General features: G+C 66.2%; 26 protein-coding genes and 1 pseudogene. 17 read left to right on the top strand and 10 right to left on the bottom strand.

Features of this window, described 5'->3' with window-relative positions; translation table 11 throughout:
• Nucleotides 1-444 precede the first annotated feature (444 nt).
• Complete coding sequence (locus tag DQ384_RS36805; protein ID WP_147269035.1) at nt 445-1,203, top strand: hypothetical protein; 759 nt, start codon at nt 445-447, stop codon at nt 1,201-1,203.
• Between the two features lie 64 nt (nt 1,204-1,267).
• Here the strand turns inward: DQ384_RS36805 and DQ384_RS40675 are convergent, their stop codons facing one another.
• Entirely contained in the window at nt 1,268-1,492 is a 225-nt protein-coding gene (locus DQ384_RS40675; protein ID WP_147269034.1) for a hypothetical protein, read from the bottom strand.
• A gap of 235 nt (nt 1,493-1,727) precedes the next feature.
• Here DQ384_RS40675 and DQ384_RS41820 point away from each other — a divergent pair, with 235 nt between their 5' ends.
• Both DQ384_RS41820 and DQ384_RS36800 read left to right on the top strand, forming a co-directional pair.
• Nucleotides 1,728-1,871: a hypothetical protein gene (locus DQ384_RS41820; RefSeq protein ID WP_181871617.1), complete on the top strand. Its 144-nt coding sequence runs from the start codon at nt 1,728-1,730 to the stop codon at nt 1,869-1,871.
• Nucleotides 1,872-1,988: 117 nt separating this feature from the next.
• The gene (locus DQ384_RS36800; RefSeq protein ID WP_147269033.1) at nt 1,989-2,561 is read left to right on the top strand and encodes a hypothetical protein; all 573 of its coding nucleotides are present in this window, start codon (nt 1,989-1,991) and stop codon (nt 2,559-2,561) included.
• A gap of 203 nt (nt 2,562-2,764) precedes the next feature.
• Here DQ384_RS36800 and DQ384_RS36795 read toward each other — a convergent pair whose 3' ends face one another.
• The gene (locus tag DQ384_RS36795) at nt 2,765-3,223 is read right to left on the bottom strand and encodes a MarR family winged helix-turn-helix transcriptional regulator (RefSeq protein ID WP_114033505.1); all 459 of its coding nucleotides are present in this window, start codon (nt 3,221-3,223) and stop codon (nt 2,765-2,767) included.
• A gap of 63 nt (nt 3,224-3,286) precedes the next feature.
• Here DQ384_RS36795 and DQ384_RS36790 point away from each other — a divergent pair, with 63 nt between their 5' ends.
• From DQ384_RS36790 to DQ384_RS36770, 5 genes and pseudogenes are all read left to right on the top strand, one after another.
• Nucleotides 3,287-3,655 (top strand): VOC family protein, encoded by a 369-nt coding sequence (locus tag DQ384_RS36790; RefSeq protein ID WP_020549970.1) that lies wholly within the window; start codon nt 3,287-3,289, stop codon nt 3,653-3,655.
• Between the two features lie 239 nt (nt 3,656-3,894).
• A pseudogene (locus tag DQ384_RS36785) lies at nt 3,895-4,787 on the top strand (transposase).
• A 45-nt stretch (nt 4,788-4,832) separates the two neighbouring features.
• Complete coding sequence (locus tag DQ384_RS36780; protein ID WP_114033504.1) at nt 4,833-5,786, top strand: HEPN domain-containing protein; 954 nt, start codon at nt 4,833-4,835, stop codon at nt 5,784-5,786.
• Nucleotides 5,787-5,847: 61 nt separating this feature from the next.
• Complete coding sequence (locus DQ384_RS36775) at nt 5,848-6,426, top strand: hypothetical protein (protein WP_147269032.1); 579 nt, start codon at nt 5,848-5,850, stop codon at nt 6,424-6,426.
• An 886-nt stretch (nt 6,427-7,312) separates the two neighbouring features.
• Nucleotides 7,313-8,593 carry a site-specific integrase gene (locus DQ384_RS36770; protein WP_114033502.1) on the top strand — a complete coding sequence of 427 codons (1,281 nt, stop codon included), beginning with the start codon at nt 7,313-7,315 and terminating at the stop codon, nt 8,591-8,593.
• A gap of 295 nt (nt 8,594-8,888) precedes the next feature.
• Here the strand turns inward: DQ384_RS36770 and DQ384_RS43875 are convergent, their stop codons facing one another.
• Nucleotides 8,889-9,014, bottom strand: coding sequence for a hypothetical protein (locus tag DQ384_RS43875; protein WP_281274180.1), 126 nt, complete (start codon nt 9,012-9,014; stop codon nt 8,889-8,891).
• Complete coding sequence (locus tag DQ384_RS36765; protein WP_147269031.1) at nt 9,011-9,235, bottom strand: hypothetical protein; 225 nt, start codon at nt 9,233-9,235, stop codon at nt 9,011-9,013. The genes DQ384_RS43875 and DQ384_RS36765 overlap by 4 nt, the downstream gene beginning before the upstream one ends.
• A 171-nt stretch (nt 9,236-9,406) precedes the next feature.
• On the opposite strand from DQ384_RS36765, the gene DQ384_RS42480 reads away from it, so the two are divergent.
• From DQ384_RS42480 to DQ384_RS36735, 7 genes are all read left to right on the top strand, one after another.
• Nucleotides 9,407-9,958: a tetratricopeptide repeat protein gene (locus tag DQ384_RS42480; protein ID WP_114033500.1), complete on the top strand. Its 552-nt coding sequence runs from the start codon at nt 9,407-9,409 to the stop codon at nt 9,956-9,958.
• Nucleotides 9,912-10,172: a hypothetical protein gene (locus DQ384_RS40670; protein WP_147269030.1), complete on the top strand. Its 261-nt coding sequence runs from the start codon at nt 9,912-9,914 to the stop codon at nt 10,170-10,172. Before DQ384_RS42480 ends, DQ384_RS40670 begins: the two co-directional genes overlap by 47 nt.
• Nucleotides 10,173-10,926: 754 nt before the next feature.
• Nucleotides 10,927-12,054 (top strand): 3'-5' exonuclease family protein, encoded by a 1,128-nt coding sequence (locus DQ384_RS36750; RefSeq protein WP_114033499.1) that lies wholly within the window; start codon nt 10,927-10,929, stop codon nt 12,052-12,054.
• 135 nt (nt 12,055-12,189) lie between these two features.
• Nucleotides 12,190-12,333, top strand: a complete 144-nt coding sequence (locus DQ384_RS41810) for a hypothetical protein (protein WP_181871614.1) — start codon at nt 12,190-12,192, stop codon at nt 12,331-12,333.
• Between the two features lie 9 nt (nt 12,334-12,342).
• Entirely contained in the window at nt 12,343-12,720 is a 378-nt protein-coding gene (locus DQ384_RS36745) for a hypothetical protein (RefSeq protein ID WP_114033498.1), read from the top strand.
• A 115-nt stretch (nt 12,721-12,835) separates the two neighbouring features.
• Nucleotides 12,836-13,093, top strand: a complete 258-nt coding sequence (locus DQ384_RS36740; RefSeq protein WP_114033497.1) for a hypothetical protein — start codon at nt 12,836-12,838, stop codon at nt 13,091-13,093.
• 72 nt (nt 13,094-13,165) lie between these two features.
• Entirely contained in the window at nt 13,166-14,743 is a 1,578-nt protein-coding gene (locus DQ384_RS36735) for an ISL3 family transposase (RefSeq protein WP_114033496.1), read from the top strand.
• 1,017 nt (nt 14,744-15,760) lie between these two features.
• On the opposite strand, the gene DQ384_RS36730 is transcribed toward DQ384_RS36735, so the two are convergent.
• From DQ384_RS36730 to DQ384_RS36710, 6 genes are all read right to left on the bottom strand, one after another.
• The gene (locus DQ384_RS36730) at nt 15,761-16,957 is read right to left on the bottom strand and encodes a DUF1173 family protein (RefSeq protein ID WP_245967042.1); all 1,197 of its coding nucleotides are present in this window, start codon (nt 16,955-16,957) and stop codon (nt 15,761-15,763) included.
• A gap of 191 nt (nt 16,958-17,148) precedes the next feature.
• Nucleotides 17,149-17,559, bottom strand: coding sequence for a hypothetical protein (locus DQ384_RS40665; protein ID WP_147269029.1), 411 nt, complete (start codon nt 17,557-17,559; stop codon nt 17,149-17,151).
• A gap of 89 nt (nt 17,560-17,648) precedes the next feature.
• Nucleotides 17,649-17,888 (bottom strand): hypothetical protein, encoded by a 240-nt coding sequence (locus DQ384_RS36725; RefSeq protein ID WP_114033494.1) that lies wholly within the window; start codon nt 17,886-17,888, stop codon nt 17,649-17,651.
• A 10-nt stretch (nt 17,889-17,898) separates the two neighbouring features.
• Nucleotides 17,899-18,771, bottom strand: a complete 873-nt coding sequence (locus DQ384_RS36720; protein WP_114033510.1) for a spermidine synthase — start codon at nt 18,769-18,771, stop codon at nt 17,899-17,901.
• A complete protein-coding gene (gene speD / locus DQ384_RS36715; RefSeq protein WP_114033493.1) occupies nt 18,771-19,175 on the bottom strand; it encodes an adenosylmethionine decarboxylase in 405 nt (134 codons plus the stop codon). The genes DQ384_RS36720 and speD overlap by 1 nt, the downstream gene beginning before the upstream one ends.
• Nucleotides 19,172-20,251: a type III PLP-dependent enzyme gene (locus tag DQ384_RS36710; protein ID WP_245967041.1), complete on the bottom strand. Its 1,080-nt coding sequence runs from the start codon at nt 20,249-20,251 to the stop codon at nt 19,172-19,174. Before DQ384_RS36710 ends, speD begins: the two co-directional genes overlap by 4 nt.
• 720 nt (nt 20,252-20,971) lie before the next feature.
• Between DQ384_RS36710 and DQ384_RS42475 the strand changes: the two genes are divergently transcribed.
• Nucleotides 20,972-21,235, top strand: a complete 264-nt coding sequence (locus DQ384_RS42475) for a hypothetical protein (RefSeq protein ID WP_220183334.1) — start codon at nt 20,972-20,974, stop codon at nt 21,233-21,235.
• Between the two features lie 296 nt (nt 21,236-21,531).
• Nucleotides 21,532-22,734 carry a helix-turn-helix domain-containing protein gene (locus DQ384_RS36695; RefSeq protein ID WP_147269028.1) on the top strand — a complete coding sequence of 401 codons (1,203 nt, stop codon included), beginning with the start codon at nt 21,532-21,534 and terminating at the stop codon, nt 22,732-22,734.
• Nucleotides 22,735-22,756: the final 22 nt, after the last annotated feature.

Below are 22,756 nucleotides of genomic sequence, written 5' to 3'. Positions count from 1 at the left end.
CTGACCATCCACCGGGAGATCGACCTGGCCACTCACCGGGATTTCCGGTGACCACACCAGGAATTTTGATGGCCACCAGCCGGGAGAAATCTGGCCGCTCAACTGGAGAACGGCGTGTCCGCTAGCACCCCCGCCGCGATCGCAGACGTTGAAGCTGACGGCCTCACCCCCTTGGAGGCTTATCCGGGCTCGCGAGTGCCGTGGCGATGTCTGTGCCGGGGGTGCGGAGGAGAGCGAACCCCGACGCTGGGGAACATCCGGGCTGGTCATCACGGATGCAAGCCGTGCGCCATGCGTGCCGTTGGTGATGTGATGTTGGGGGAGGGCGCGCCGCGCGCGATCGCCGACATGCACGCTGTCTGGCTGGAACCCCTTCTTCCTTACCCGGGCACGACCAACCGGTGGGAGTCGCGCTGCTTGGTGTGCGGCCACACGATGGCGCCGATGCTGGGCAACATCCGCCGCGGTCAGGGGCCCTGCGAGCACTGCGGGGGGAAGGCTCGCCTCGATCCGGTCGTAGCGGCGGCCGTGATGTGGGAGGCCGGATTCGAGCCTGTCACCGACTATCCCCGGTCGAACCTGCCGTGGCATTCCCGGTGCCTCACCTGCCGCTCGGTTCGAGGACGGAGACTGAGCCACATACGAGCGGGCATTGGGTGCCGGGACTGCGCCGGGCTCGCCCCCACCGATTCCCATCTGGCCGCAATCGAGATGCGCGGCAGAGAATTCAACCCCCTCATCGCCTTTCCCGGACTTGGCGCACCCTGGCAGAGCCAGTGTCTGAACTGCGACAACGAGGTCTACCCTCGTCTTAACAACCTTCGGAGCCGACAGGGACGCGGCTGCTGGTTCTGCGCCAAGCGTGGTCTTGACCCCGCCGCCCCCGCCCTGCTGTACGTCATGACCCACACCAGCCACGGCGCAGTAAAGATCGGCATAACCGGCACCCACGTACGCCCCAGCCGAGTGAAAGAACATGAACGCCACGGCTGGAAGCTGCACGAGACCATGACCCTGCCGACCGGCCGGGACGCCTACCGGATCGAACAGCTCGTGCTGAGGTGGTTACAGACGCGCGGACTACGCCCGTTCCTGACGGCGATGCAGATGCCGCAAGCAGGCTGGACCGAGACCTTCTGCGAGGACCACGTGACCGCACCCGAAATGTGGCAGCTGGCGCAAAAGGCATGCGGTCCGCGGTGATCGAGTGTCAGAGCCCGAGAGCCCAAAGCGAGATCAAGAAGGCCATTCCCTGGCTCGGCGGCGGTCAGCCGACCTCAGGTGCCCCGGTGAGCAGCGCCCGGGCGCGCACCAGCACCAGCCCGGCGGCGCGCATGTCGGCGGCGGCCTGCTCAGCGTCCAGGCGGATCGCGGCGCCAGCCTTGCGCCGTCCGAATGGACGGTAGCCGCCTTGGCCCCGGCGAAGGGAGCCCAAGGTGGGGCTCGCGGCCTCACCGCAGGTGAGGCACCGGCTTGGCCAGTGGGTGTCCACGCCCCGTAGGGGTCCAGCGGCTCCAGCCCCGGCCGCGCGGGCGGATGAGTGAGCCGCTGATCGAGCCCACCGCGGTGTACCGGCCGGGGCCCGCCCCGACGGCCCGGAAGGCCCGGGGGGTGACTCCGCCGGGCACCAGGGACCCGGCGGCGCCGCCGAGCCTCTGCCCGGCGGCGGCCAAGACGGCGGCTTTCCGCAGCCGCGCCCCGGCGGCCTGCCGGTCGGCACCGGCCCGATGGTGGCCACCATCGGCGCCATCCCCGGGCTGCGGCCCCGCCGCACCCGCCGCCGGCGCGGCGCCGACACCCCCACCGACGGGGAGGTCCCCGGCCCCGACGTCGACCTCATCGACGCCGCCGAACCGCAGACCTGGGCGTGACCGGGTTGATACCCCGCGCCCGTGATGATCAGATTGTGCAGGCCCGGAACGCCGCCCGGATCGGGTTCGGCGCGGCGTAGAGTGGTCACTGATCTTCCCCCCAGCTTGGAGCTCTTCATGCCCGTGCGGTCGGCTCAGGATTGGCATGTTCTCGGCGTCGTCGACGTTCCCGGACCCGGCCGCTACGAGATCCTCTACAGCAACGCCCAGGGCGCCGCCGTACGCCCTATCGAAGCCGAGACCGACGACCTGGTCACGGTGAAGGTCGGCAGCACCGGGATCCTGCACACCTGCAACCTGTGCTCGTGCTGTCAGACATGCGCCTGCGCCGGCACTGGAGACCTGTGCTGGCCCTGTGACCGCTTCCGTCGATGGGTCCACACAACAGGCCCTCAGCTGGACACCTACCTGGCGGCCTGCGCGGCGCCCGAAGGCTGGTTCGTCGAGACCGGGTCCCGCATCGTTCATGCCGTGGGCTGCTCGGCTCTGAACCGGACCGTGAGCGAGGTGACCCGCATCTTGGACGACAACGCCTGCCCACACGACCAGTTCTACGATCCTGCCCCTCCCGTCCCCGTGCGTGCCGACACGATCCGCGGGGGCCGCCGCTGCCGCATCTGCTGCCCGGACATCACGCTGACCCCCGGCGGCTCTGGCCTCTTCGCTGCGGGTGGCGGTCGCGAGGTCTAGCAGTTCGTCGCTACCGGCTTCATTGGCTGGTGCCTAAGGGCTGCAGGTTCATTCGCCGTCGCCCCTCCGTGCAGGTCAGAGATGCGACGTATGTCCTATGCCGAGGGCTTGCCTGTCTGTCGGTTTTCGAGGTCGCCTGCACGGATTTTCATGCTCGGCTGCACTCCTATCCGGGCGCGACGAGACGTGCGCCGGGGAATGAGCTATGCACCGTCGTTGCCCTCGCGCAGGGAATGGATCATGCTCTGCAGGATCCGGAACGCGCCTGACTGCTCGGTCTCGGTCATGCCGGCCAGCATTCTGACCTCGACGGACCGGACTGCTACGGTCGCCTTCTCGAGGCTCCGTCGGCCGCGATGCGTGAGCCGCGTGGGAAGAACCTTCCCGACGGGTGCCTCCGCAGGCCTGGTCACGTAGCCCTCCCGTTCCAGGGCCTGGAGCAGCACGTTCATCGTCTGCCGTGTCACGAACGCGCCCCGCGCGAGCTCGGAGTTCGACAAGCCCGGGCGTTGAGCCAGCAGCTCGAGGCAGGAGTAGTGCGTCACGCTCATCCCGAGCGGCCGCAGCACCTCCTCCATGGCTGCGCGGAGCGCGCTCGACGCCTCTTTCAGCAGGTAGCCCAGTGACGTCTCCAGGTCGACGCCGACACCGTTTTGACTCATGTCAGTATTCTGACATAGATTGACCTGTGTCAGGAAACTGACATGAAAAGAAGGAGCATCATCATGCCCGCCACCGGCCCCGACTTCATCTCGCTCCAAGCGCGCGACCTCGACGCTTCGCAGGCGTTCTACGAGCAGTACCTCGGCCTCGTCCGCTCGCAGGCCGGACCTCCGCACGCCGTCGTCTTCGAGACGAAGCCGATCGCGTTCGCACTCCGCGACGTCGTTCCCGGCACCGATCTCGCATCCGTTGCTCAGCCCGGCATCGGTGCCGCGATCTGGCTCCACGCCACAGACGTCCAGGCCATTCACGATGCTCTCGTCGCCGACGGTCACACCATCGTCTCCGCACCGATCGACGGCCCCTTCGGTCGGACATTCACCTTCGCCGACCCCGACGGCTACCAGGTCACTCTCCACGACCGCGCCTGATAGGCCAAACGCCACCGGACGATCACCGGCCCCCGAAGACCGCGGTTGCGCCCGAGGCTCGAGAATCCGGGCGACGTTTGTTTACCCCGGGGTGATCATTTTTTCGGCTCTTCACACTTGGGGTGGACGGAGTGTGACGTCGAGCCGGGCGGTCGTGGTTCAGCGCGTCGAGAGCCGGATAGAGGTCGAGGTCTCCCGAGGATGGAGGTTCCTACGCCGCCCATCCGGAAGACCTCGACGTGCCCGACGCTACCGTCGGCGCGGGCTTCGCCTGCGCTGATCTGACCACCTTCTGCCGACTCGACGAACTCGGACTCAAGGTCACCGGCCAACGACTCGACCCCGACCGTACCGTCCTCACCTGCCGTGTCGTTGAACCCGACCAGTGGTGCCGGCGCTGCGGGTCGGAGGGATCGCCGCGGGACACCGTGACCAGGCGCCTTGCTCACGAGCCGTTCAGGTGGCGTCCCACGACGCTGCTGGTCACAATCCGCCGTCACCGGTGCAGCGGCTGCGGGCACGTGTGGCGCCAGGACACCACCCGTGCCGCCGAGCCACGAGCGAAGCTCTCGCGCCGCGGGCTGCGGTGGGCACTGGAGGCGATCGTGGTCCATCACCTGACCGTGCCCCGAATCGCCGAAGGCCTCGCGGTTTCCTGGAACACCGCCAACGACGCAGTCCTGACCGAGGGCAAGCAGGTCCTGATCAACGACGAGCATCGCTTCGACGGCGTCCACGTGATCGGGGTCGACGAGCACGTGCGGCGACATACCCGCCGCGGCGACAAGTACGTCACCGTGATCATCGACACCGTGATCATCGACCTCACCGGGATCCGTGACGGCACCGGGCTGGCGCGGCTGCTAGACATAGTCGAGGGCCGCTCCAAGCAGGCGTTCAAGACCTGGCCGGCCGAACGACCCAAGGCTTGGCGGACACTGAAGAAGCGCGCGACAACGTGCTCGCCTACTTCGACCGCCCCGGCACCAGCAACGGACCCACCGAAGCGATCAACGGACGACTCGAACACCTACGCGGCTCCGCTCTCGGCTTCCGCAACCTCACCAACTACATCGCCAGGTCCCTGCTCGAGACCGGCGGCTTCAGGCCGCGACTACACCCTCGTCTGTGAAGAGCCGTATAGTCCGCATACCTGCCCCCCACCTCAGAGGTTCACATGAAAGCGTTAGAAGCCACCGGTAAATTCTGGGTCCCAGGCAGCGAGAATGCCGCACAGTACGGACACATCACCTTCGACGTAGCCGATGGCGTCAGGCTGACGTTGGCCAATGGCCTCATCGAGATGCTGGCCACTGACTCCCTCGGAGCCATCGAGGCATTGGAATTGTATCGCCCGGACATCCCGCTCCGCTCACTTTCCAACCAGGCGTTGCCTGACACGATGAAGAAGATCGAGCTGCGAGCGGCGATGTGGGGAGCGGGACCGCAGGATAGTCAGAGACAGGCAGAGCCTCATCGCGTTCTGGTGTCCTTCGACGACTTGGGCGGGATACAGGCCGTTGCCAACTGGTTGAATAAGGCTCCCGATCTACAGGTCATCATCGGGTCCTTGGTCACCATGCGGACGGGCAGCGTCTTCATTGAAAACAGGTTCCTGAACGTATCTTCCGCAGCTGAGGGATTTCACCGCTCCACCATAGGTGGAACGCATATGGATACAGCAGAGTTCAAGTCAGTGTTGAGGATGCTGAAAAAGCATCTCCCGCGCAGGTACCGGCAATGGTTCAGCACGTGCATGGCACACGCCAATGACCCCTTCCTGTCGCAGCGACTCACCGAATTGGCGGCTCAGCTTGGTCCCGTGGCCGAAGTTCTCGTGGGTGATGTGCCCACTTGGTGCAAGGTCGTAAGTAGATGCCGAAACGACCTCACACATTTGGACGGGCAGCGAAAGATCTACAACGGCAGTGACCTCCACTGGGCAGCGGAGGGAACTTTCAATGTCACTCGCCTGTGCATTTTCTTGCATGTCGGCATGAACCCCGGACGTCCGACACAACTGGATAAGTCGTGGGCGGTCACCTCGGCGGCAGACTATGTGCGGAAGGCCGTCAACCGTCTTGTCGATGCGCAACAGTCCAGTAAGACAACGACAGCTGAGCCGGTGTAATCCGCTCCCATTGTTACACTGTCAGGGTGGGGTCTAGAAGAAGTCGTGAAGGGCGAAATCAGTGAACCGGCTGCCTCACCTTATCGATGCTGTCGAATTCCTCCAGTCACTCGGTGGCGACGCCGGTCCTCTCACCGTCACGATAAACATCCAGGAACGATCAATCTTCCTTCGGTCAAGGCCAGGCGTGTCGTTCGCGGTGCAGCGGCGTAGCGTTGACCTCGCCGCCATACGGCTAGGCGCGCTTCCCGACTTCCACCAGGCCGGACCGGCCTTCCACAAGAGCTCGGTCATCGGCATCACCCCCGATGGCACTCAGATCACGGTGTTCGCGATCTCTGATGTAGCTCCTGCACCGTCGACCAGGCGAACTACCTCAGCGAAGGCCTCAGCGCTGACCGCTGCCCGCGACTGGGCAGGCGGACTCGACGATCGCCTCGTTGAGGAGTTCATCCTTCATGATGATCTCACTGAATACCACGTGCAGATTATCTCCAGCGACAACCTCGACACAGACGCCATACCTGTGGTGTTCCTCGACGGGCTGATACAGGAGCGCGAAATTCGAGGCGGCCAGCAGAAGAACCGATGGAGCGCCCTTCTCCCGTCCGGTCACCACCTACGGGTGTTCCGTGGCTGATCAATTTGCTGCCAGTCGACCTGGGCCTTAGCCTGCCGCCGGCTAAAGTAGTGGCCGAACGGCAGCCACACGCTCGGTCAGCCTATAGCACCCAGCGACATACGGCCACCCGCGTTGAGTCGCCCGGTGTCTTCCACCGACAGAGTTCGTAACGCCATCTCCGTCGGCTACCAGTGAGAGCACTATTGTCATGCGAACCGACCACAGTATTACAATTCTCCCCGCATTACGGTTTCGCCACGCATAGGTACATGGCGATGCGGAATGGGATGCTGCCGGGTTTCCCGGAGAATGGGTTTGCAGATTGACGGGAGCCGTGCTTGCCCATTCTCTTCGACCGGATTAGCAGAGGCTATGCCTTATCGGGCCGCAAACGATTAGGGAGCCGCTTTGGCTATTCGACCAACGCGGGCCCGACTTTGTTTTACCGGTGCCCAACTGGTGACTGCCCGGTGGCGGCCTCCTCGCAGGCCATCCGCCCACAGAGGCAGGAAACACTCAAATCCGGAGGATGATCGCGAAAATGGGGGGCGCTGAGGCGCTCCCAGGCTGCCGAACGGCGACAGGCCGGTGTCAGAGGATCCCGGGGCACTCGCGCCCGGCAGGGGACCGCTCAGCGCGTCGGCTCGCCCCGAGCGCGTACGCCTGGCTCGTTGATGTTGGTTTCGGTGGCCACGAAGGCCCGATGAAGATCGCGCCGGATCGTGATTTCCGATACTGTTCCCTTAGCGGAAATCAGGGGATCGGCAGTTCGTATCTTGCTCATCGCCGCTCAGGCGAGGGTCGAGCACGGCAGAGGGAGCACGATGACGGCAGGACCACCGGTACGGGGCGCGATCACCAGGACGGCGCCGGACCGGTCGCACCCGGCCGGGAGCTAGTCGTCGTGTCCACTGATCTGGAGCTCGTGCGCCGGGGGCACCGGGTCCCCGCCACGGTGGTGACCACCCGGTCGGGTCGCAGGCTGTCGGCCTCGGTCGCCCGCCGTACGACCGAATCCATCCCGGCCTCCTCCCGCACCGCCCGCGCCTGGCGCTGGCAGACCTACGCCGCCTGGTGTACGCAGGCCGGCTTCGCCGCCGACGAACCCGGCGCGGTGCCCTCGTTCCTGGCGCACCTGGCCGACCGCGGTCACCCGGTGGGCACACTGCGTGCCTTCGTCGGGACTCTACGCGCGATGCTGGCGTTGGACCAGGCTCAGCTGGACGCCGAGGACCTGAAGCTCTGTGAGCGGGTCATCGTGCACCGGGCGCGGGAGATCGCCGACGACCCCACCGCCGAGCCCGGCCCGCTGCAGGCCGACTCCGTCACCCCCGAGGACCTGCGCGCGATGGTCCGCGCGCTGCCAGCCACCGCGCGCGGCATCCGCGACCGGGCGCTGCTGCTCCTGGACTGGTGGATGGCCGGTCGCTGCTCGGAGCCCGCCGCGCTCAACCTGCACGACGTCGTCATCTCCACCGCCGACCTCGTCGACGAGGCCACCGGCGAACTGGTGCCCGTGCCGGCGTTGGAGGTCCACATCCGCCGGTCCAAGGCCGACCAGCAAGCACGCGGCCAGGTCGTGCGCATCCTGGCTCCCGACGATGACCAGGAGCTGTGCCCGATCACGGCGCTGCGCGCCTGGTTGGACGTGCTCACCGACGACGAGCAGCTGACCGCCGGGCCGCTGTTTCGGCGGATCGACCGGCACGGGAGGATCGGCGCGGCCGCCGCCGGGCGGCGCTGTGACGACGACGCCCGGCAGGGCGGCATCACCGCCCGCACCGTGCGCAACATCATCCAAGACGCCGCCCGCGCCGCCGCCCTCGTGCCCACCCCGACCTCGCAGGAACTCGCCGAGGCCAGGGCTGCCAAGACCGCCGCCTACACCGCGGCGGCCGCCGCCCGCAGCGCCGAGGAAGGCGACCGCATCCTGGCGCGGTGGCGCACCGCGGTCCGCTCCACCCGCCGGGCCATCCGGCGGATCACCGGGCACTCCATGCGCCGGGGCTTCATCCAAACCGCCCTGGAATCTGGTCACCCGGCCGACCGCGTCGCCCAGCACTCCCGGCACGCCCCTGGCTCGCAGGCGTTCTGGAGCTACACCAAACGCCTCACCGACTGGCGCGACAACCTGACTCGCACCATCGACACTCGGCCGACTGCCACCGACCGTCGGCGCCGCTGAACCCACCCGCCACCGCTCGACCTGCTCTGCATCGGAGTTCCGCATGACGTTCCCCACACCGAAAGGGTTGCCCGCACGCCCCAAGCGCCGTAGCCGGGTCGCCGGTCCCCACGGCGATGGGCGGCCCAGATCGGCTGAGGCCGCAGCCGGCCCGGTGCGACTCCTGCCATCGCCCGATGTCGGAGCAAGAAGTCAGCCAAATCGGCGCGCTGCATTGCGCCACCACCTGGGGCGCCGGTCGTAGGCCTCGCCGACCGTCTCGCCTGCGGCGACCAGGTCGAGGAACGCCCGACCGTCAGGGGCGAGCGGGTCTCGCCGCCTGAACCAGCGTCGGCCTGCCGTCCTGGCTCAGGAGTGTGATCCGCAGCTCCTTGGCGGTCTCCCTGTCGGACTCGTCGAAGGCGGAGACCGTGGCGGTCATCGCCTGCACCTGGGCGTAGCCGAGCTCTGTCCGGCGCCGACGGCCGTGTCCATCGCCTCGATCTGGGCGACACTCGCCGACGCCCCGCGCACGTCGCGGGCGTACTCGCAGACCCGCCGGGCGGCGGAGTCGACCGAGTTCAGCAGCTCGTGCGTCTCCTTCCCATCGCGGTCGTCGTTCGCGGCGCGGGCGGCCTGGCCGAGGAAGTCCAGCGCGGGCACCAACTGCCAGGCCGAGTCGGCGAATCTGTCGCCGGGCGCCGAACCGGTCGCGTTCCTCAGCGGAGACGTTCATCGTCGGGCCGAGGACGCATCTGGCCGATCAGCCGTTCCAGGTCCGGGAGCGCGCTGCGCAGCGTGGCGCTGGGGAGCACCGGTTCGAGGACGGACGGGGTGAGGGGAGAACTGTCCTTGTTGTCCGCTGGGCGGGTGGAGGAACTCCGCGTCCGCGCCGACACCGGCGACTCCCATGCCGCCTGGTGGCTGGCCGAGCTGCTCGCCAAGAACGGGGAAGTGGAGGAAGCCCTCACATTGCTCCGCGCCCGCGCCGACACCGGCGACTCCTTCGCCGCCGAGCGGCTGGCCGAGCTGCTCGCCGAACACGGACAGGTAGAGGAAGCCCTCACGCTTCTCCGCGCCCGCGCCCGCGCCAACGCCGCCGACCGCTTTGCCGCCCGACGGTTGGCTGATCTGCTCGCCACGCACGGACGGGTGGAGGAACTCCGCGCCCACGCCGACGCAGGCAAGTCCGATGCCGCCGAGCGGCTGGCCGACTTGCTCGCCGAACACGGGGAGGTAGAGGAAGCCCTCGCGCTCCTAGGCGCCCACACCAAAGCCAACTTCGCCGACCGCTTTGCCCGCCCTGAGGCTGGCCGAGCTGCTCGCCGAACACGGGCAGGTGGACGAAGCCCTCACGGTTCTACGCGCCCGCACCGACACTGGTGATCCCGATGCCGCCCGGCGGCTGGCCGAGCTGCTCGCCGAACACGGGCAGGTAGAGGAAGCCCTCACGCTACTAGGCGCCCGCGCCAACGCAGGCGACCGCGCTGCCGCCTGGCGGCTGGCCGATCTGCTCAGCAAACAGCTCGACCTCGGGCCAGACCTCGCAGGCCCAGACCTTGGCCCGGGCCCGGACCTGGCGGGCGGTCACCCCGCCTGACCGCTGCGGGACGGGCGGCGGCCGGAGCTCGGCGACTGCCCGCCTACGCGCGGCTGGCCACGCAGCGGGAACCGGTTCTGAGGGACATCGGGGCCGGATCGTGCACGGAGGATGCGCGACCGTTGAGGCTCCCGACCGCTAACCCGCCGCTATCGCTCTAAGCGGACGTGATCCAGGACGCTGGCAGAGCAGCGGCGGCAATCACCGCTGCCGCGAACCCTAGGAATTCACGCGTCACAACGGCGGTGGCAGGCCTCGGGGTCGCGCTCGACGCAGAGCAGCGCTGCGGTGCCACTGCACGGCAGCTCCGACAGATCGGCGTGAGGTCGGCGCGGTAGAGGATCTGGGTGGTGTAGCGGCGGGTGTACTCGGCAGCGAGTTCGCGGCGCGAGCGCTTGCCGACACCTGGCGGTCATCCCCGGCGTACCGGAGTTGGCGTAACTCGGTGGTTGGGGCGAGCTCGGGGTGGTGCTCGTAGGCAAACCAAGCATGGGCGAGGGTCGCCTGCAGCCGGCGTGAGTGCACCCAGGTACTCGGGTCCGCGGACACCGCGGCGCTGGCGTACGTCGAGCAGCACACGAACGTCCGCGTGCCGCAGTCGTTGCAGGAAGGACTCGCCGCCGAAGCCATAGACGCCGATTGTCACCATCCTGAGCCCCGGAAATCCCCCCGACCAGTCTCCGCCGAGTCGGTTCTGTCGGACCCTGATGTCACAATGCGCGTTGTACCGACTACGCGGAGAGGAATCAGTGCGATGGGCAAAGGTGCGCGTCTGCGGCGTGAACGGGCGGGCAGGCTCTCGCTGGTCTTCTGCGATCTGGACTTTGACCGGGCCAGCCGGCCGTTCGGCCGGGGTACCCCAGCTGTGCCGTCCGACGGGTGGGCCGTCGGACGGGCAGGCCTGGTCTATGCAGAATGGGACGGTAGCCGTTGTCAGATCACCGGTGACGAGCTGATCGAGGGGCGGCACCCGGCCAGCCGCCTGGTCACGGTACTGCGTAGCAACCAACGGCTGATCATCGGTCACGGGTTGCTGAGCAGCGATTTACGCGCTGTTGCCATGGTCACCACTGTGCCCGACTCGATGCTGCGGCGGTCGGTCGACACATTGGCGCTCGCCCATCGGCTTCGCGGTGGCCGCTTGTCGACCGGCTGCGGCCTGTCCGACCTGGCCTGGGAGAACCTGGGCGTGCGCCGCCGCAAGCCGCATATCCCCGACATGCTCGCCGGCGGGCCAGCCCCAGACCTGAGGGTCGGCCGCGGGGATCACGATCCCCGCGAAGACGCAGCTCTGCTCGCGAGCCTGTGGCAGACGGTCGTCACTTCGGGTGTCCTGGCATGGGGCAGCGGCCTCACCGCCGGCGGGGCTAAGGGAAGCGTGCCCCTGACGGCCGAGCACATCGAAGAGTTGACCGGGAGGCGAGCCCAACCCGAGAACCAAGGATGGCGATCCAGACTGCGGGCCGAGGGCACCTATCACGAGACCGGGCAGGGGCGAAGCAGGGTACAACGGCTCATCGCCGCCGACCTTCCTTCTCCGACCGTGATCAGGGACCTGGCTGAGCGCCTGCAGCACGCTGGCCTCCTCCCAGCGCGGCGGCTCTCAGACGAGGAGCTGTACACCGCCTGCCAGTGGATGGGCTACGGCCAAAACCTCGACGTCCGCAGCCGGATCGCGGGCGGCCGTCCCCTCACCAAGGCCCTTCGGCATCGCCTAGCCCAGGCGCTGTGGGAGAGCACCCACCCTGAATGGATTAACGCCCTGTTCAACATGCGCAGCGTCGCGCGGACATCCGCCCGGGCCTTCGTGAAGTTCCAGCAGCTAATGCAGGAGCAGAGCCGGATCCGCGCCCATCTCGCCGCCGCCATCCACACGCTCTGATCAAGATGTCGCGACCACCTCCGCCATCAAGGGCCCCGCCGTCGTCGACGAGGCCGTTGTCGCCCGGCTGGCACCCGGTGTGCGCGAGCAGTTGCCGAGAGAATCGGCAGCCGCCTCAGCGGGTATAGCCTTCCCATGGCAAAGCACACACCGATGGACAAGGAAGCCGCAGCGCGCATCCAGTCCGCTGCCGCGCGGAACCCGGCCAGCGCCAGCGCCGATGACGAGTTCGACCGGCGCGCCCAGTCAACTGCGGACAAGAACGATCAAGACCGGTAGGAACAGGGCATGCCCGACCGCAGGCGCAGGATGTCCATCTGGGAGATGACCGGCGAACGCCCACCATGGGGGGACGGCCCCGAGCCGCCGTTCCCGCGCCCCGCGCTACCCGCCAGCGACGGGCGGTTCGTCGGCCCGCAGGACATCATCGCCGTCCCGGCGCAGGTCCTCTGCGACGACGGCCGGTGGCGGTTCGCGATGCTCCGCGCCCGGCAGCGGGTCACCCGGGACGGTGTCACCGGGTGGGCCTACCTCATCGACTACCACGCCGGGCCGATGCGCGGCTCCACCAGCAGCTGGCGCATGTACGACGCCTCCGCGCTGCGCACCCTGCCCCCGGACGAATTCGTCCGCCCGACTTGCACACAGGCGGGCGATCCGCCGTAGTCGGCGGATGAGCTCCCGCCACCTCCTCACAACCCACAGGACGAGCTCGCCAGCACGGAATCGCCCCGGCCTTCAACCGGCGCATGCCGCCGGCAATATCCGGTGCCTGCACGCCGTGACTCCGGCGCTCGAGGAAGCCAGGTGGCTGGCGCCGGAGCCCGGCGTTCCTGATCCGATCGATACCGTCGCCAGATTCGCGTACGAGGTGGCCGGGCTCCAAGAGAAACTCGCCGAAGAACGGGCCGAGCTGCACGAGTCGATTATCCGCGCCTCCTGCGAGGGCAGGTCCGAGGACGAGATCATCGAAGCCGCACGGAAAGCTATGACCGTTGTCCGTGGCCATGCAAAAGTGGGTCTGGCCCACTTTCCGTGATCGTCGCGCGTGGCACGGTAACGGTTCGGGTGATCCATTCCTGTGCCAGGCCCGGGTTCGCGATCATGTTCGATGTCGATCACGGAGTTGCTGGCGGTTCTGTTCCCGCATCTGGCGGGCGTGTGCATCGAGCGGGTGTTCTCGGCCGGGAAGACTGTCCGGGTCAGGGCCCGGAGCTGGGAGTCGGAGGCGCCCTGTCCTGGGTGCCAGGTCTCCTCGAAGCGAGTGCACAGCCGCTATAACCGCCGGTTGTCCGACCGAGCGGTGGCCGGCCGGGAAGCCTCGATTGAGCTGCGGGTTCGCCGGTTCTTCTGCGACAACGTCGTCTGCGGGAGGCGGACTTTCGTCGAGCAGGTCCCTGGGTTGACGATCCGGCACGGCCGCCGGGCCGCTGGCCTGAGCGATGACCTGCGAGCGATCGCGTTGGCGTTGGGCGGTCGGCCGGGTGCTCGGTTGGCAGAGAAGCTGTGCTCGGGCGTCGGCCGGACAACGTTGCTGCGACTGCTACGCAGCCTGCCCGACCCCCAGTATCCGACCCCCAGAGTCCTGGGCGTGGACGACTTCGCGTGGCGTCGTGGCCATACCTATGGCACCGTCTTGGTCAATGTCGAGACCGGCAGTGTGGTCGACCTGCTGCCGGATCGGTCGGCGGAATCGTTTGCCTCCTGGCTGGAGGCCCATCCTGGTGTCGAGGTGATCTGCCGGGATCGGGCAGGTTGCTATGCCGAGGGCGGCCGGCGTGGTGCTCCGCTGGCCGCGCAGGTCGCCGATCGATGGCATTTGCTCCATAACCTGTCCGGCGCGGTCGAGCGAGCCGTCGGCCGTCATCGCTCTCAGCTGCGTGAACAACTGGACACCGTCGAAGAGCCAGACTCCGCCGCCCCGGGTCTGCCGACCGAGGAAGGACCGCTGGTAGTCCAGACCCGGGCCCGGCATGCTGAGATCCACCAGGCACTCCAGCGAGGTATGACCATCACAGAAATCAGTCGCGACCTGCGGCTGGACCGCAAGACCGTCCGCCGCTACCTTGCCGTAGAAACTGCTGACGACCTCATCAGCAAGGAGAGGGCGAAACGGCAGACCATTCTCGACACGCACCTTCCCTACCTGCGGGAACGATGGGACCAGGGCTGCCGCAACACCGATGTGCTGTTGGAAGAGCTCCGCAGTCGCGGCTTCCTCGGCAGCAAACGCACCCTACGGAGGCTCACCGCCCAGTTGCGGGCCTCAACCGCCGCAGCGACGCAGCCGCCGGCACCGAAAGTACGCGAGGTCACCGGCTGGATCGTCACGCGCCCCGAAAAGAACACCGCCGAGGACCTGGCCAAGCTCCAACGAATCAACGACCGTTGTCCCGAACTAGCCTCCGTCACCACGCTGACCCGCGAGTTCGCTGAGATGCTCGTCCAACTGCGCGGCAAGGACCTCGAGGCATGGACCGAGCGCGCTGAAGCCAGCCCCGCCCGAGAACTCCGCGCGTTCGCCACCGGACTGCGGCGCGACTGGACCGCCGTCAAAGCCGGACTCACTCTGCCCCACAGTTCAGGAACGGTCGAGGGCAACGTGAACCGCATCAAAATGATCAAGAGGGTCATGTTCGGACGCGCCAACCCAGACCTCCTCCGCATCCGTGTCCTGCTCGGAGACTGACCAACGCGATCACGGAAAGTGGGCCAGACCCACACGCACTTGGCCGTTGACAACCGTCCAGGAGGTTGAGGCCGTGCTGGCCTTACGCCAGCTGCGAGAGCAGGCCGAGAAGGCCCTGAGCAGGTTGTACGTACGACGATGAGACTGTCTACCTGTATCTCGACGCGACGACGCGCCTACGTCTGCATCTCGCTCCGTATGTCACCGACGACCCGTTGCGGCCAACCGTTACGCGTCGCGGGCGCACGCGGTACTTGCGTCGCTGGGCTGGATTTGCAGTGCGCCGAGGCCGAGCCGGGGCAGCCCGTGGTGGCGGCCATCGCGCACGGCGCTTATGGCGAGGTGGTGGCTACGGCGTCGTCGCCTGAACCGGTGGCACGGGCGGTATGGCGCAAGTAGCCTTCCGCTCCGATCTGGTCTCGGACCCTAACCCGGCGCGAACGTCGCTGGTGCGACCGCGGACAGGGACCTGCTGGAGGTGATCGGCGATCAGATCGGCGCCGTACTGCCCGGGATGGTACGCGCGAGGTCTGGCTCGGCTTGGCCGATTGGCGGATGCGGTTCGGGCCGCACTGACCGCCAAGGCCGCCCCCACACTTCGCTGGACAAGGCCATGGCCGAGGTCGGCCTGACCGAGGAAATCTCTCACGGGCGAGCCCCGATGGGACACCGCGTGGGCCACTGCATTGGACACCGCTCAAATGGCAGGACGCGATCCCCCGGCCTGCGGCATGGATCCGCCTGGACGTACGCGAGTACGGATGCCACTGCCCCGGAATGCCGTCTCACCCAGCCGGCATGCACCGGCGTGGCGGCCCGTGTCACCCCGCCGCGCGCAACCGCCGCGCGTTCCGCGGCCGCGGCAGCCATACTTGGGCGCCGCACAGACCCGCAATCTTCCCCCCGCCGCAGCCGACCGTGAACCGCTGGGTCCTCCAGGACCAGTGGGAGCGGGACCGGACCGGGACGTCCCCGGCTACAAGACCGCCCACCTCCTCACCCCGGAGCGGCAGGGGCTTATCGCCGAGCTGCAGGCCGAGTACGGGTAAGCGGTGGTAGAGAGGCGGCTACCTCCCACTCGATCACTGACATCCCGGCGGAGCGGTAGTAATTTTGCTTTGCCCGTTTTCGCTCTTCATATGACTCCCGGCCGGTGATTCCATAGACCTCGACATAACAGAACGGCTCGACGTCGGTCAGTATGAAATCAGGAAATACCGCGCCTCCGTCATAGTGCATGGGTTTGAGAAAGCTGCGACCGGAGGCAATCAAGTGATCGGCCATGAGTACTTCATAAGAGGAATCGCCTGGCACATACGCGCGATTTGTCAGCATGACAGCAGCCTCCACTACGCTCAGGTTGCCTTTGGCTGTTCGTTCGACGACCAGTAGGGCAATCTGACGGGAGTGGTCGGCGCGGACCTTCGAGAATGCTGGCCGGTATTTGTGCTGTATGCGTTCCAAAAGGGGTAAAGCGATGAACACTGGCGTGCGCAGATGCCGCAGCATCACACGGGCACCGTACTTAGTAGGTGCGATGCTTTTGAGCTCTCCGAGAAGCAGGCCACGACGGCCGCTCTTGCCCTGGCGGATTAACCGAGAGACGAACGCCTCGAAGACGGCATCAGTTTGGAAAGCGGTTTGCGGTTGGTAGGGAGGCACCACGTGCAGGGCTTCGGTCAAGTCCTGGCGATTGATCAGGCAGTCCTGGATCGGACGTGAAAGCTGGACATAGCAGTTTGCCCAGTTTCGCCGCCATCCAGTTCGCCAGATGTTCAGGCGCGCATGCTCCCACAGGAAGTGCAGCAGCCCCAAAAGCCCAACAGTTCGCCGCCCGATACCTTCGACAGGTAGAGGCGAGGATTGGGTGGGAATCGTGGCACTGCCGGCCAGCCGTAAGGTTAGAGCGGCATCCAGTCGGATTGTGGTACCCGTCTCGGTTTCCAAGATTGCGGCCTGGGTGTATGTAGAGCGCCCTGACAGGGCGTCGAGACGGTGAAAATCGCAGTCCACCGCGTGTTCGGCTCCACCGCCGGGCCAGCAGGCAAGATGGAATCGACCAGCGCGAGAACGGATCACCAGCTTCGGAGGGGGAGTACGGCACAGGCATTCGGCGTAGCCACTCTGCGCACGCGCCCTCTCATATAGGCGAGCATACGGTGCCGCATTGGCTCGCAGGACAGGCAATAGTATTTGCCGGTCGGCCAGTCTCACCAGCTGGCGACTACTGCGCTCGGCACTGTCATGCTGGGCCCCAGAGGGCGTCTTCCCGTTATCGGTCAATGCCCCTCCTTCACGCCGATAATCTCCATGGATCTCCAGGAATCACGGCCCGTGCCCGGTCCAGCATTCACGCTACCGAGTTTGAGGTGCCTCGGTGGCATGGTTGTCCGCCGGCATGTGGCTCAATCAATCGTCCAATGAGTGATTGACACGCTGCTCAGCGAGATGCCGATGCTCGCGTAAATACGCTTATGGACCACGCTGAGCCAGGCGTCCTTTCGCGATCGATAGTATTTCTGGTTGTACCACGCGATACCCAGGACTAGCGTGCCGCCTCCCGCTGGGGTATCCGTATCGGGAATGAAGTAGGCCGACTGGTAGTCCCACAGCGCCCGCAGGCGCTCAGGACGTTCCTTCAGCTGATCGTCTGAATCGCGCAACGCGGCGATGCAGCGTTCAACTGTCGCCGCGTCGGGGAGACGATAACTGCAGTCCGAGCGTGCAACAAGCTGTTTGTCGCCGCGCCGCGCCGGGTCGTGATCTTCCCCTATGAGAACAGTAATGCAGTTGCTTAACGAAGCGATCTGATTCATGATCCAGATCTTTCCTGTATTGCGAACACGCAATCCATTACGCGAGCTCGGTCGACGGTTTTCACGTACGCCTGTTCATTGCCGATTTGCTACGGTGGCTCACCGTCCGGCGGCCGCACCATGGTGTCGCGGCCCGACTCCGGCGTGAAATCCGGCGGCGGCCGTTGCACAACTGCCGCCTCGACAGCGCGGCAGCTGATTTCGTCACCGCCCGCCGAAGCCGGCCGCGGGGGCTCGACGGTGCGGTTCGCGCGGTCGCGCGCCGCCGCCCGGATGCGGCGCGCTAAGTCCATGTTGGGCAACCCGTTCCTGATCATCGCGATTCCCATGGAATGCCTTTCACCAAGCGGGTGAGAGTCGACTGCGCACGTGGTAAGGCAGGACGGCCCCGGACACAAGGGACGCCAAGTCCAGCGTGCTCGGCTGGTAGGGCAGGTCAGGCAGCCGATTGAACCGGGCGATCACGTCCAGCGGACCGGTCTCGGCTAGGCCGAACGCGAACGCCCACTCGTGCTCGTAACAGGCGTAGAACCCGGTCGAGGAGAACACCTGTTGCAGGCGGTTGACGCTGGCGGCCAGAGTGTCGTTTCGCCACAGGGTGGGACAACCAGCCTGGATGGCCAGGACTCCGGTGGAGGTGAGGAGATCGCGGCACATTTGGAGGTATGGAGTGTCGTAGAGCCGATTGTGTTGGGCCGGCGCATCCGGCTGTTCGTCAGGCAGATCGATGACGATCAGGTCGTAGCGACGATCCTCGCGCAGGGCCCGCTCCACCCAGGCGTGGCCGTCCTGGTAGTGGACTGTGACGGGGCCCTGGCCGGTGCACGCGGCGACGAGTTCGGCGGAGGTGTAACCGTAGGGCAGATGCTCGGCGCACAACTGCACGCACTGGGCGTCGATGTCGACATGATCCACCAGCAGCGCACCAGATTCCACCGCAATGCGGGAGGCCACCCCCTCACTTGAGCCCACGATCAATACCTGCTCGGGCGGTCGGCTGCACATCAGCAGGGCCGGAACCATCAGGGCCTCGTGATAGGTGAGCTGGCTCAGTTCGCTCGATTGCCGCTCGCCATCACAAAACAGGGTGACCCCGTGCTCGGTGACGGCGATGAGCACGTCTTGATACGACGTGGCGCCACGGAACAGCACGTCATGGACCTGCCAGCGCCGCCAAAGGCCCTGGCCGAGTGGCTCGTCAAAGGACTCCATCACCGCGCTGCTCCTTGAGGCTGATCATCGGCCGAAGAGGGCATACCGCGCTCGATGGTCGTCGACTCGTGTGTTTGCGGGCGCAGTGCTGTTAGAAGCACCCGCACAGCGTTCTCGGGATCGGCGGAGTCACCGCAGGTGAAGATGTCCACATAGCAAGCACCAATCTCGGGGTAGGTGTGCAGGGTGGCGTGGGATTCCGACAGAATCGCCACGACCGTGACGCCATGCGGCTCAAAGCGCTCGCTGACGACCTGACGCACCTTGGCTCCGGCCTCGACGGCCGCCATGTGGAGCGCCTGCTCTAGGTAGACGACGTCATCCAGCAGCGCCCCCTCCACGCCGGCGAGCTGAGCCACGACGTGACGTCCATGGAACTCTCCGATCGGGGCCAGCGCGCTCATCGGTCTCCCGCCTGGTCAATAGTGACGACTGAAAGAGGCGACAGACCGCAAAACGACACTGAGCTGTAGGAGGCGGTGTAGGCGCCGGCACAGCCGATGACCACCCGGTCACCTTCGACCAGGCTCAGCGGCAACCAAGGCTGATGCTGCTGGTAGATCACGTCGTCGCCATCGGCGGTCGGCCCGGCCAGCACCACCGGTCCGGTCCCGGGGTCGTGCCGTGCCGCGGTGATCGGGTAGGTGATCGCCTCGCCTTCGGTCTCCGCCAGGCCGCCGTAACGGCCTATGTCCAGGTACACCCACCGGCGGCCTCTACGGGTGGCGACCTGAACCACCGTGGCGATGATCGTGCCAGCCGTCGCCACGACGGCCCGGCCGGGCTCCAAAATGGCTCTCGGTCGCTGAGCACCGAAATGCCGGGCGAGGCCGCGATCTATCGCGTCCGCGTACTGCTCCAATGAGGGGACGGGAGCGGTGTACGAGACCGGCAACCCACCGCCGAGATCAACCGTGGACAGATCAATTCCGTACCTGGCGGCTTCAGCGAAGATCTGCGCGGCGCTGGCGATACCGGTTTCCCACGCGCCCGGTTCACTTTGCTGGCTGCCCACATGCCAGCTGACCCCCAGACACACCAGGCCGTGACGGCGAGCGTGACGCAGCAGGTGGACCGCTTGATCGGGGGGACAGCCGAACTTGTCTCCAAAGGGAGCGGCGGCGCCATGGCCTGGAACCGTGATGCGCACCAGCACTGCGCTGCCCGGGGCATGCAGGGCGATCCTCTCGATGTCATTGGCGTTGTCGGAGACAAACAGCCGCACACCCATCTGGTAGCCGGCGGCTATGTCGGTGCGCTTCTTAATCGGGTTGGTCCAAGCGACGGCCGCAGGGGAGACGCCGGCGTCCAGACATGCACGTGCTTCCGCGGCACCCGCGACATCGAAGCACGCACCCAGCGCGGCCAACGTGCGCAAGACTTCCGCGTGTCCGTTCGCTTTGACCGCGTAGTACAGGTCGACGCCACCGAAGGTCTGCTGTAAGGCGGTGTAGTTATCGCGTATTGCGGCCAGATGCATGATCAGCACGGGGGTGTGATCGGTGAGGCTCCCGGTCACGTAGCTCGGGCCTGGCTCGACGCCGGGGGAAGTAGGTGTGGGGGCGGGGGGCATGTGGGCCTTTCCGTGACGTGGAGAAGCAGTACCTGCGGCGCATGCGGAGTGGCGAACGTCCCGCACGATTCATCGAGGGACGGCCAGGGGGAACGTACTGGGGGGCTCCGTGACCTTTGGCTGCTTCCCTCTGTCATTGTGTTCAATTCGTGATAATCGGTGGGTCGTCCAGGTGGTTGATCAACTTGTCATGGGCCAACTCCCTCACTTCGCAGATTCACCGTGGTCTCTGCCTGTGCCGGGAGATGGCCTCCGGCGAAGCATCACCGCAGCGTCCGGCCACGTCGCCAGCGTGTCGCGCCGTCATATCCCCAGACGAGCAACGACGACGACAGAGCCGGCTGGCGAGGTCGTCCGGTACGGACACGGGAGAACACCAGGCAAGCACGATGTCGATCTGCCGAGGTACTCGATGACTAGAGACTGGGTCTGATGATGGCGTGGAGTCCTGCGGCGTCGACGCGGACTCAAGGCATCGACTTCTGGCCATCCGAAAGAACGCTTATACCCAAGCCGTATTTGACGCTAGGAATGCCGCACCGGATGGCCTGCGCCAAGTGCGACTTCTACACGCCGAAGGATTCTTCCAAGGCGCTGCTGCTGGAGGCCAAGGACAACCTGTAACGCATGCTGGCCGCTGTCCCGCTCACCGACGACGAACGCGCCGCGGTTGATGACGGCCAGGCTGCCCTGGACCGGCTGCTCGGCCAGCTCGCCGACGTCCCTACCCCGCGACCCGAACACCACCGGCACCACGTCTATCGCCACCTCGTCCACGAGCCGGCCGCGAGGATCTGGCTGCCCACTTCGCCGACGTTCACACTGACGATTCGCTCCCCGGCGAGCTCCTGGGCCTTGTCGATCCCAGCCGTCACGCCATCGACGAGCTAAGTCCTGGATGACCAACGGGGCTCGGGCAGCGACTAACGCGGAACCTCGCTAGGTCAGTCCCTCCCCATCGCCCCCGCGATGCCGAGAGAAATAGACGCCTAGCCGAATTTTGCTGATGCAGATTGCCATGCTCCAGCCTTGCGTGTTTGCTGTATGTGGGGGTAGGTGCCAAGATCGGGCGTAGCGAGGGAGGAGTCACAGTGGGGACGAAGGATGAGCCTCCGCCCAGGTTGGACACCATAGCTACGCGACTGACGCACCTGTTCGAGACTCACCGACGGCCCGATGGGAAGAAGGTGCAGATCGGGGATGCGGCCCGCGCCACAGGTCTTTCTCGATACACCATCAGCCTGATCAAGTCGGGCAAGAACCCCAATCCGCAGATGATGACGCTGCGTCCGCTGGCGGCATTCTTTGGCGTAGAGCTCGGCTGGTTGGCTGGCGGCCCCCCTGAGCAGCTCGCCTCAGGCGAACATCTACGGGCGCAGATTTTCGGAGACCTGGTCGGCCTGTCCGATTATGTCTTGCGCACGATCGCGGATCTGACGAGGATTGCGCGTCGGGCAGAGCATCTAGGTACTTCCACACATGACGTCGCCGTGTCCAGGCGGACCTCGCTGTCCCCGCAGTTCGCGCCTGGCCCCACATATCCGGGCGCCCCGTCACAGGCCATCGTCGGGCGCAGGTTGTCGCTGTTGCGTGAGGCCCAGGCCTTGTCGCTTGATGACGCCGGTGAGCAGTCGGGAATCGGCCGATCGGCTGTGGAGGCTGTCGAAGCCGGAGAAGGTACGGCGGAGGTGGTGGAGGCGCTGCTCACCGCCTACGGGGTATCGGTTCCCTGCCAGCGAGACAGCGTGATGCGTCTGGCTCGGGGAGAGCACGAGCCGCAATGGTGGGATGCGCCGGAAATACCTTTGTGGTTCTCTACTACCGCGCGTCTGGAGGCGGGGGCTCAGATGATCTACACATATCAGGCACACTTCGTGCCGGCCTTGCTTCAGACGTATCAGTACGCCTTAGCCGCGTGCCGGGCTTGCCGATATGACGACCCCTCCCAGGCACGGCTCCAGTTCGGTGCCCGCGCAGCCATGCAGCGTCAGCGGTTGCTGGAAGGAGAGGACGCGCCGCGGCTGTGGGCGATCCTCGACGAGAGCGTTCTCCATAGGCAGCTGGTGGCGGGGGATGAGCGTATAGATCAACTTGACGCGCTGATCGCCGCTACCAAGGGGCGGGTGACGCTGCAAATAGCACCCTACGACTGCCAGTTCGTGCCACGTGAGGCAAGCTTCACCCTCTACCGGTATGCCGACGCGCCGGATGTGCTGTGCGTCCATCGCTTCGACAGAGATGAGATCATCAGTGACCAGTCAGAGGCTGACGCCTATCACCAGACATTCGTTGCGCTGGGGGTTTCGGCCATCCCGCCGGAGGAGACGCGAGACTTCCTGATCGAATTCCGCTCGGGGTTGTCGCTTGATCAACCGAAGGAATTCGATTAGTCCCTGTCTGGGTAGTCAGCTT

This window comes from Sphaerisporangium album, from assembly GCF_003323745.1.
In the GTDB taxonomy this organism is placed as follows: domain Bacteria; phylum Actinomycetota; class Actinomycetes; order Streptosporangiales; family Streptosporangiaceae; genus Sphaerisporangium; species Sphaerisporangium album.
This window is presented reverse-complemented; position numbering and strand designations above follow the sequence as displayed.

Excerpts from the sequence above, each read along its gene's own strand:
- DQ384_RS36720 (WP_114033510.1), bottom strand. The coding sequence starts at position 18,771 with ATGGAGTCCTTTGACGAGCCACTCGGCCAGGGCCTTTGGCGGCGCTGG.
- DQ384_RS36725 (WP_114033494.1), bottom strand. The coding sequence starts at position 17,888 with ATGGGAATCGCGATGATCAGGAACGGGTTGCCCAACATGGACTTAGCG.
- DQ384_RS36805 (WP_147269035.1), top strand. The coding sequence starts at position 445 with ATGCTGGGCAACATCCGCCGCGGTCAGGGGCCCTGCGAGCACTGCGGG.
- DQ384_RS36790 (WP_020549970.1), top strand. The coding sequence starts at position 3,287 with ATGCCCGCCACCGGCCCCGACTTCATCTCGCTCCAAGCGCGCGACCTC.
- DQ384_RS36800 (WP_147269033.1), top strand. The coding sequence starts at position 1,989 with ATGCCCGTGCGGTCGGCTCAGGATTGGCATGTTCTCGGCGTCGTCGAC.
- DQ384_RS36750 (WP_114033499.1), top strand. The coding sequence starts at position 10,927 with ATGGGCAAAGGTGCGCGTCTGCGGCGTGAACGGGCGGGCAGGCTCTCG.
- DQ384_RS36745 (WP_114033498.1), top strand. The coding sequence starts at position 12,343 with ATGCCCGACCGCAGGCGCAGGATGTCCATCTGGGAGATGACCGGCGAA.
- DQ384_RS41810 (WP_181871614.1), top strand. The coding sequence starts at position 12,190 with ATGGCAAAGCACACACCGATGGACAAGGAAGCCGCAGCGCGCATCCAG.
- DQ384_RS36795 (WP_114033505.1), bottom strand. The coding sequence starts at position 3,223 with ATGAGTCAAAACGGTGTCGGCGTCGACCTGGAGACGTCACTGGGCTAC.
- DQ384_RS36710 (WP_245967041.1), bottom strand. The coding sequence starts at position 20,251 with ATGCATCTGGCCGCAATACGCGATAACTACACCGCCTTACAGCAGACC.
- DQ384_RS40665 (WP_147269029.1), bottom strand. The coding sequence starts at position 17,559 with ATGAATCAGATCGCTTCGTTAAGCAACTGCATTACTGTTCTCATAGGG.
- speD (WP_114033493.1), bottom strand. The coding sequence starts at position 19,175 with ATGAGCGCGCTGGCCCCGATCGGAGAGTTCCATGGACGTCACGTCGTG.
- DQ384_RS41820 (WP_181871617.1), top strand. The coding sequence starts at position 1,728 with ATGGTGGCCACCATCGGCGCCATCCCCGGGCTGCGGCCCCGCCGCACC.
- DQ384_RS43875 (WP_281274180.1), bottom strand. The coding sequence starts at position 9,014 with ATGACCGCCACGGTCTCCGCCTTCGACGAGTCCGACAGGGAGACCGCC.
- DQ384_RS36735 (WP_114033496.1), top strand. The coding sequence starts at position 13,166 with ATGTCGATCACGGAGTTGCTGGCGGTTCTGTTCCCGCATCTGGCGGGC.
- DQ384_RS36780 (WP_114033504.1), top strand. The coding sequence starts at position 4,833 with ATGAAAGCGTTAGAAGCCACCGGTAAATTCTGGGTCCCAGGCAGCGAG.
- DQ384_RS42475 (WP_220183334.1), top strand. The coding sequence starts at position 20,972 with ATGCTGGCCGCTGTCCCGCTCACCGACGACGAACGCGCCGCGGTTGAT.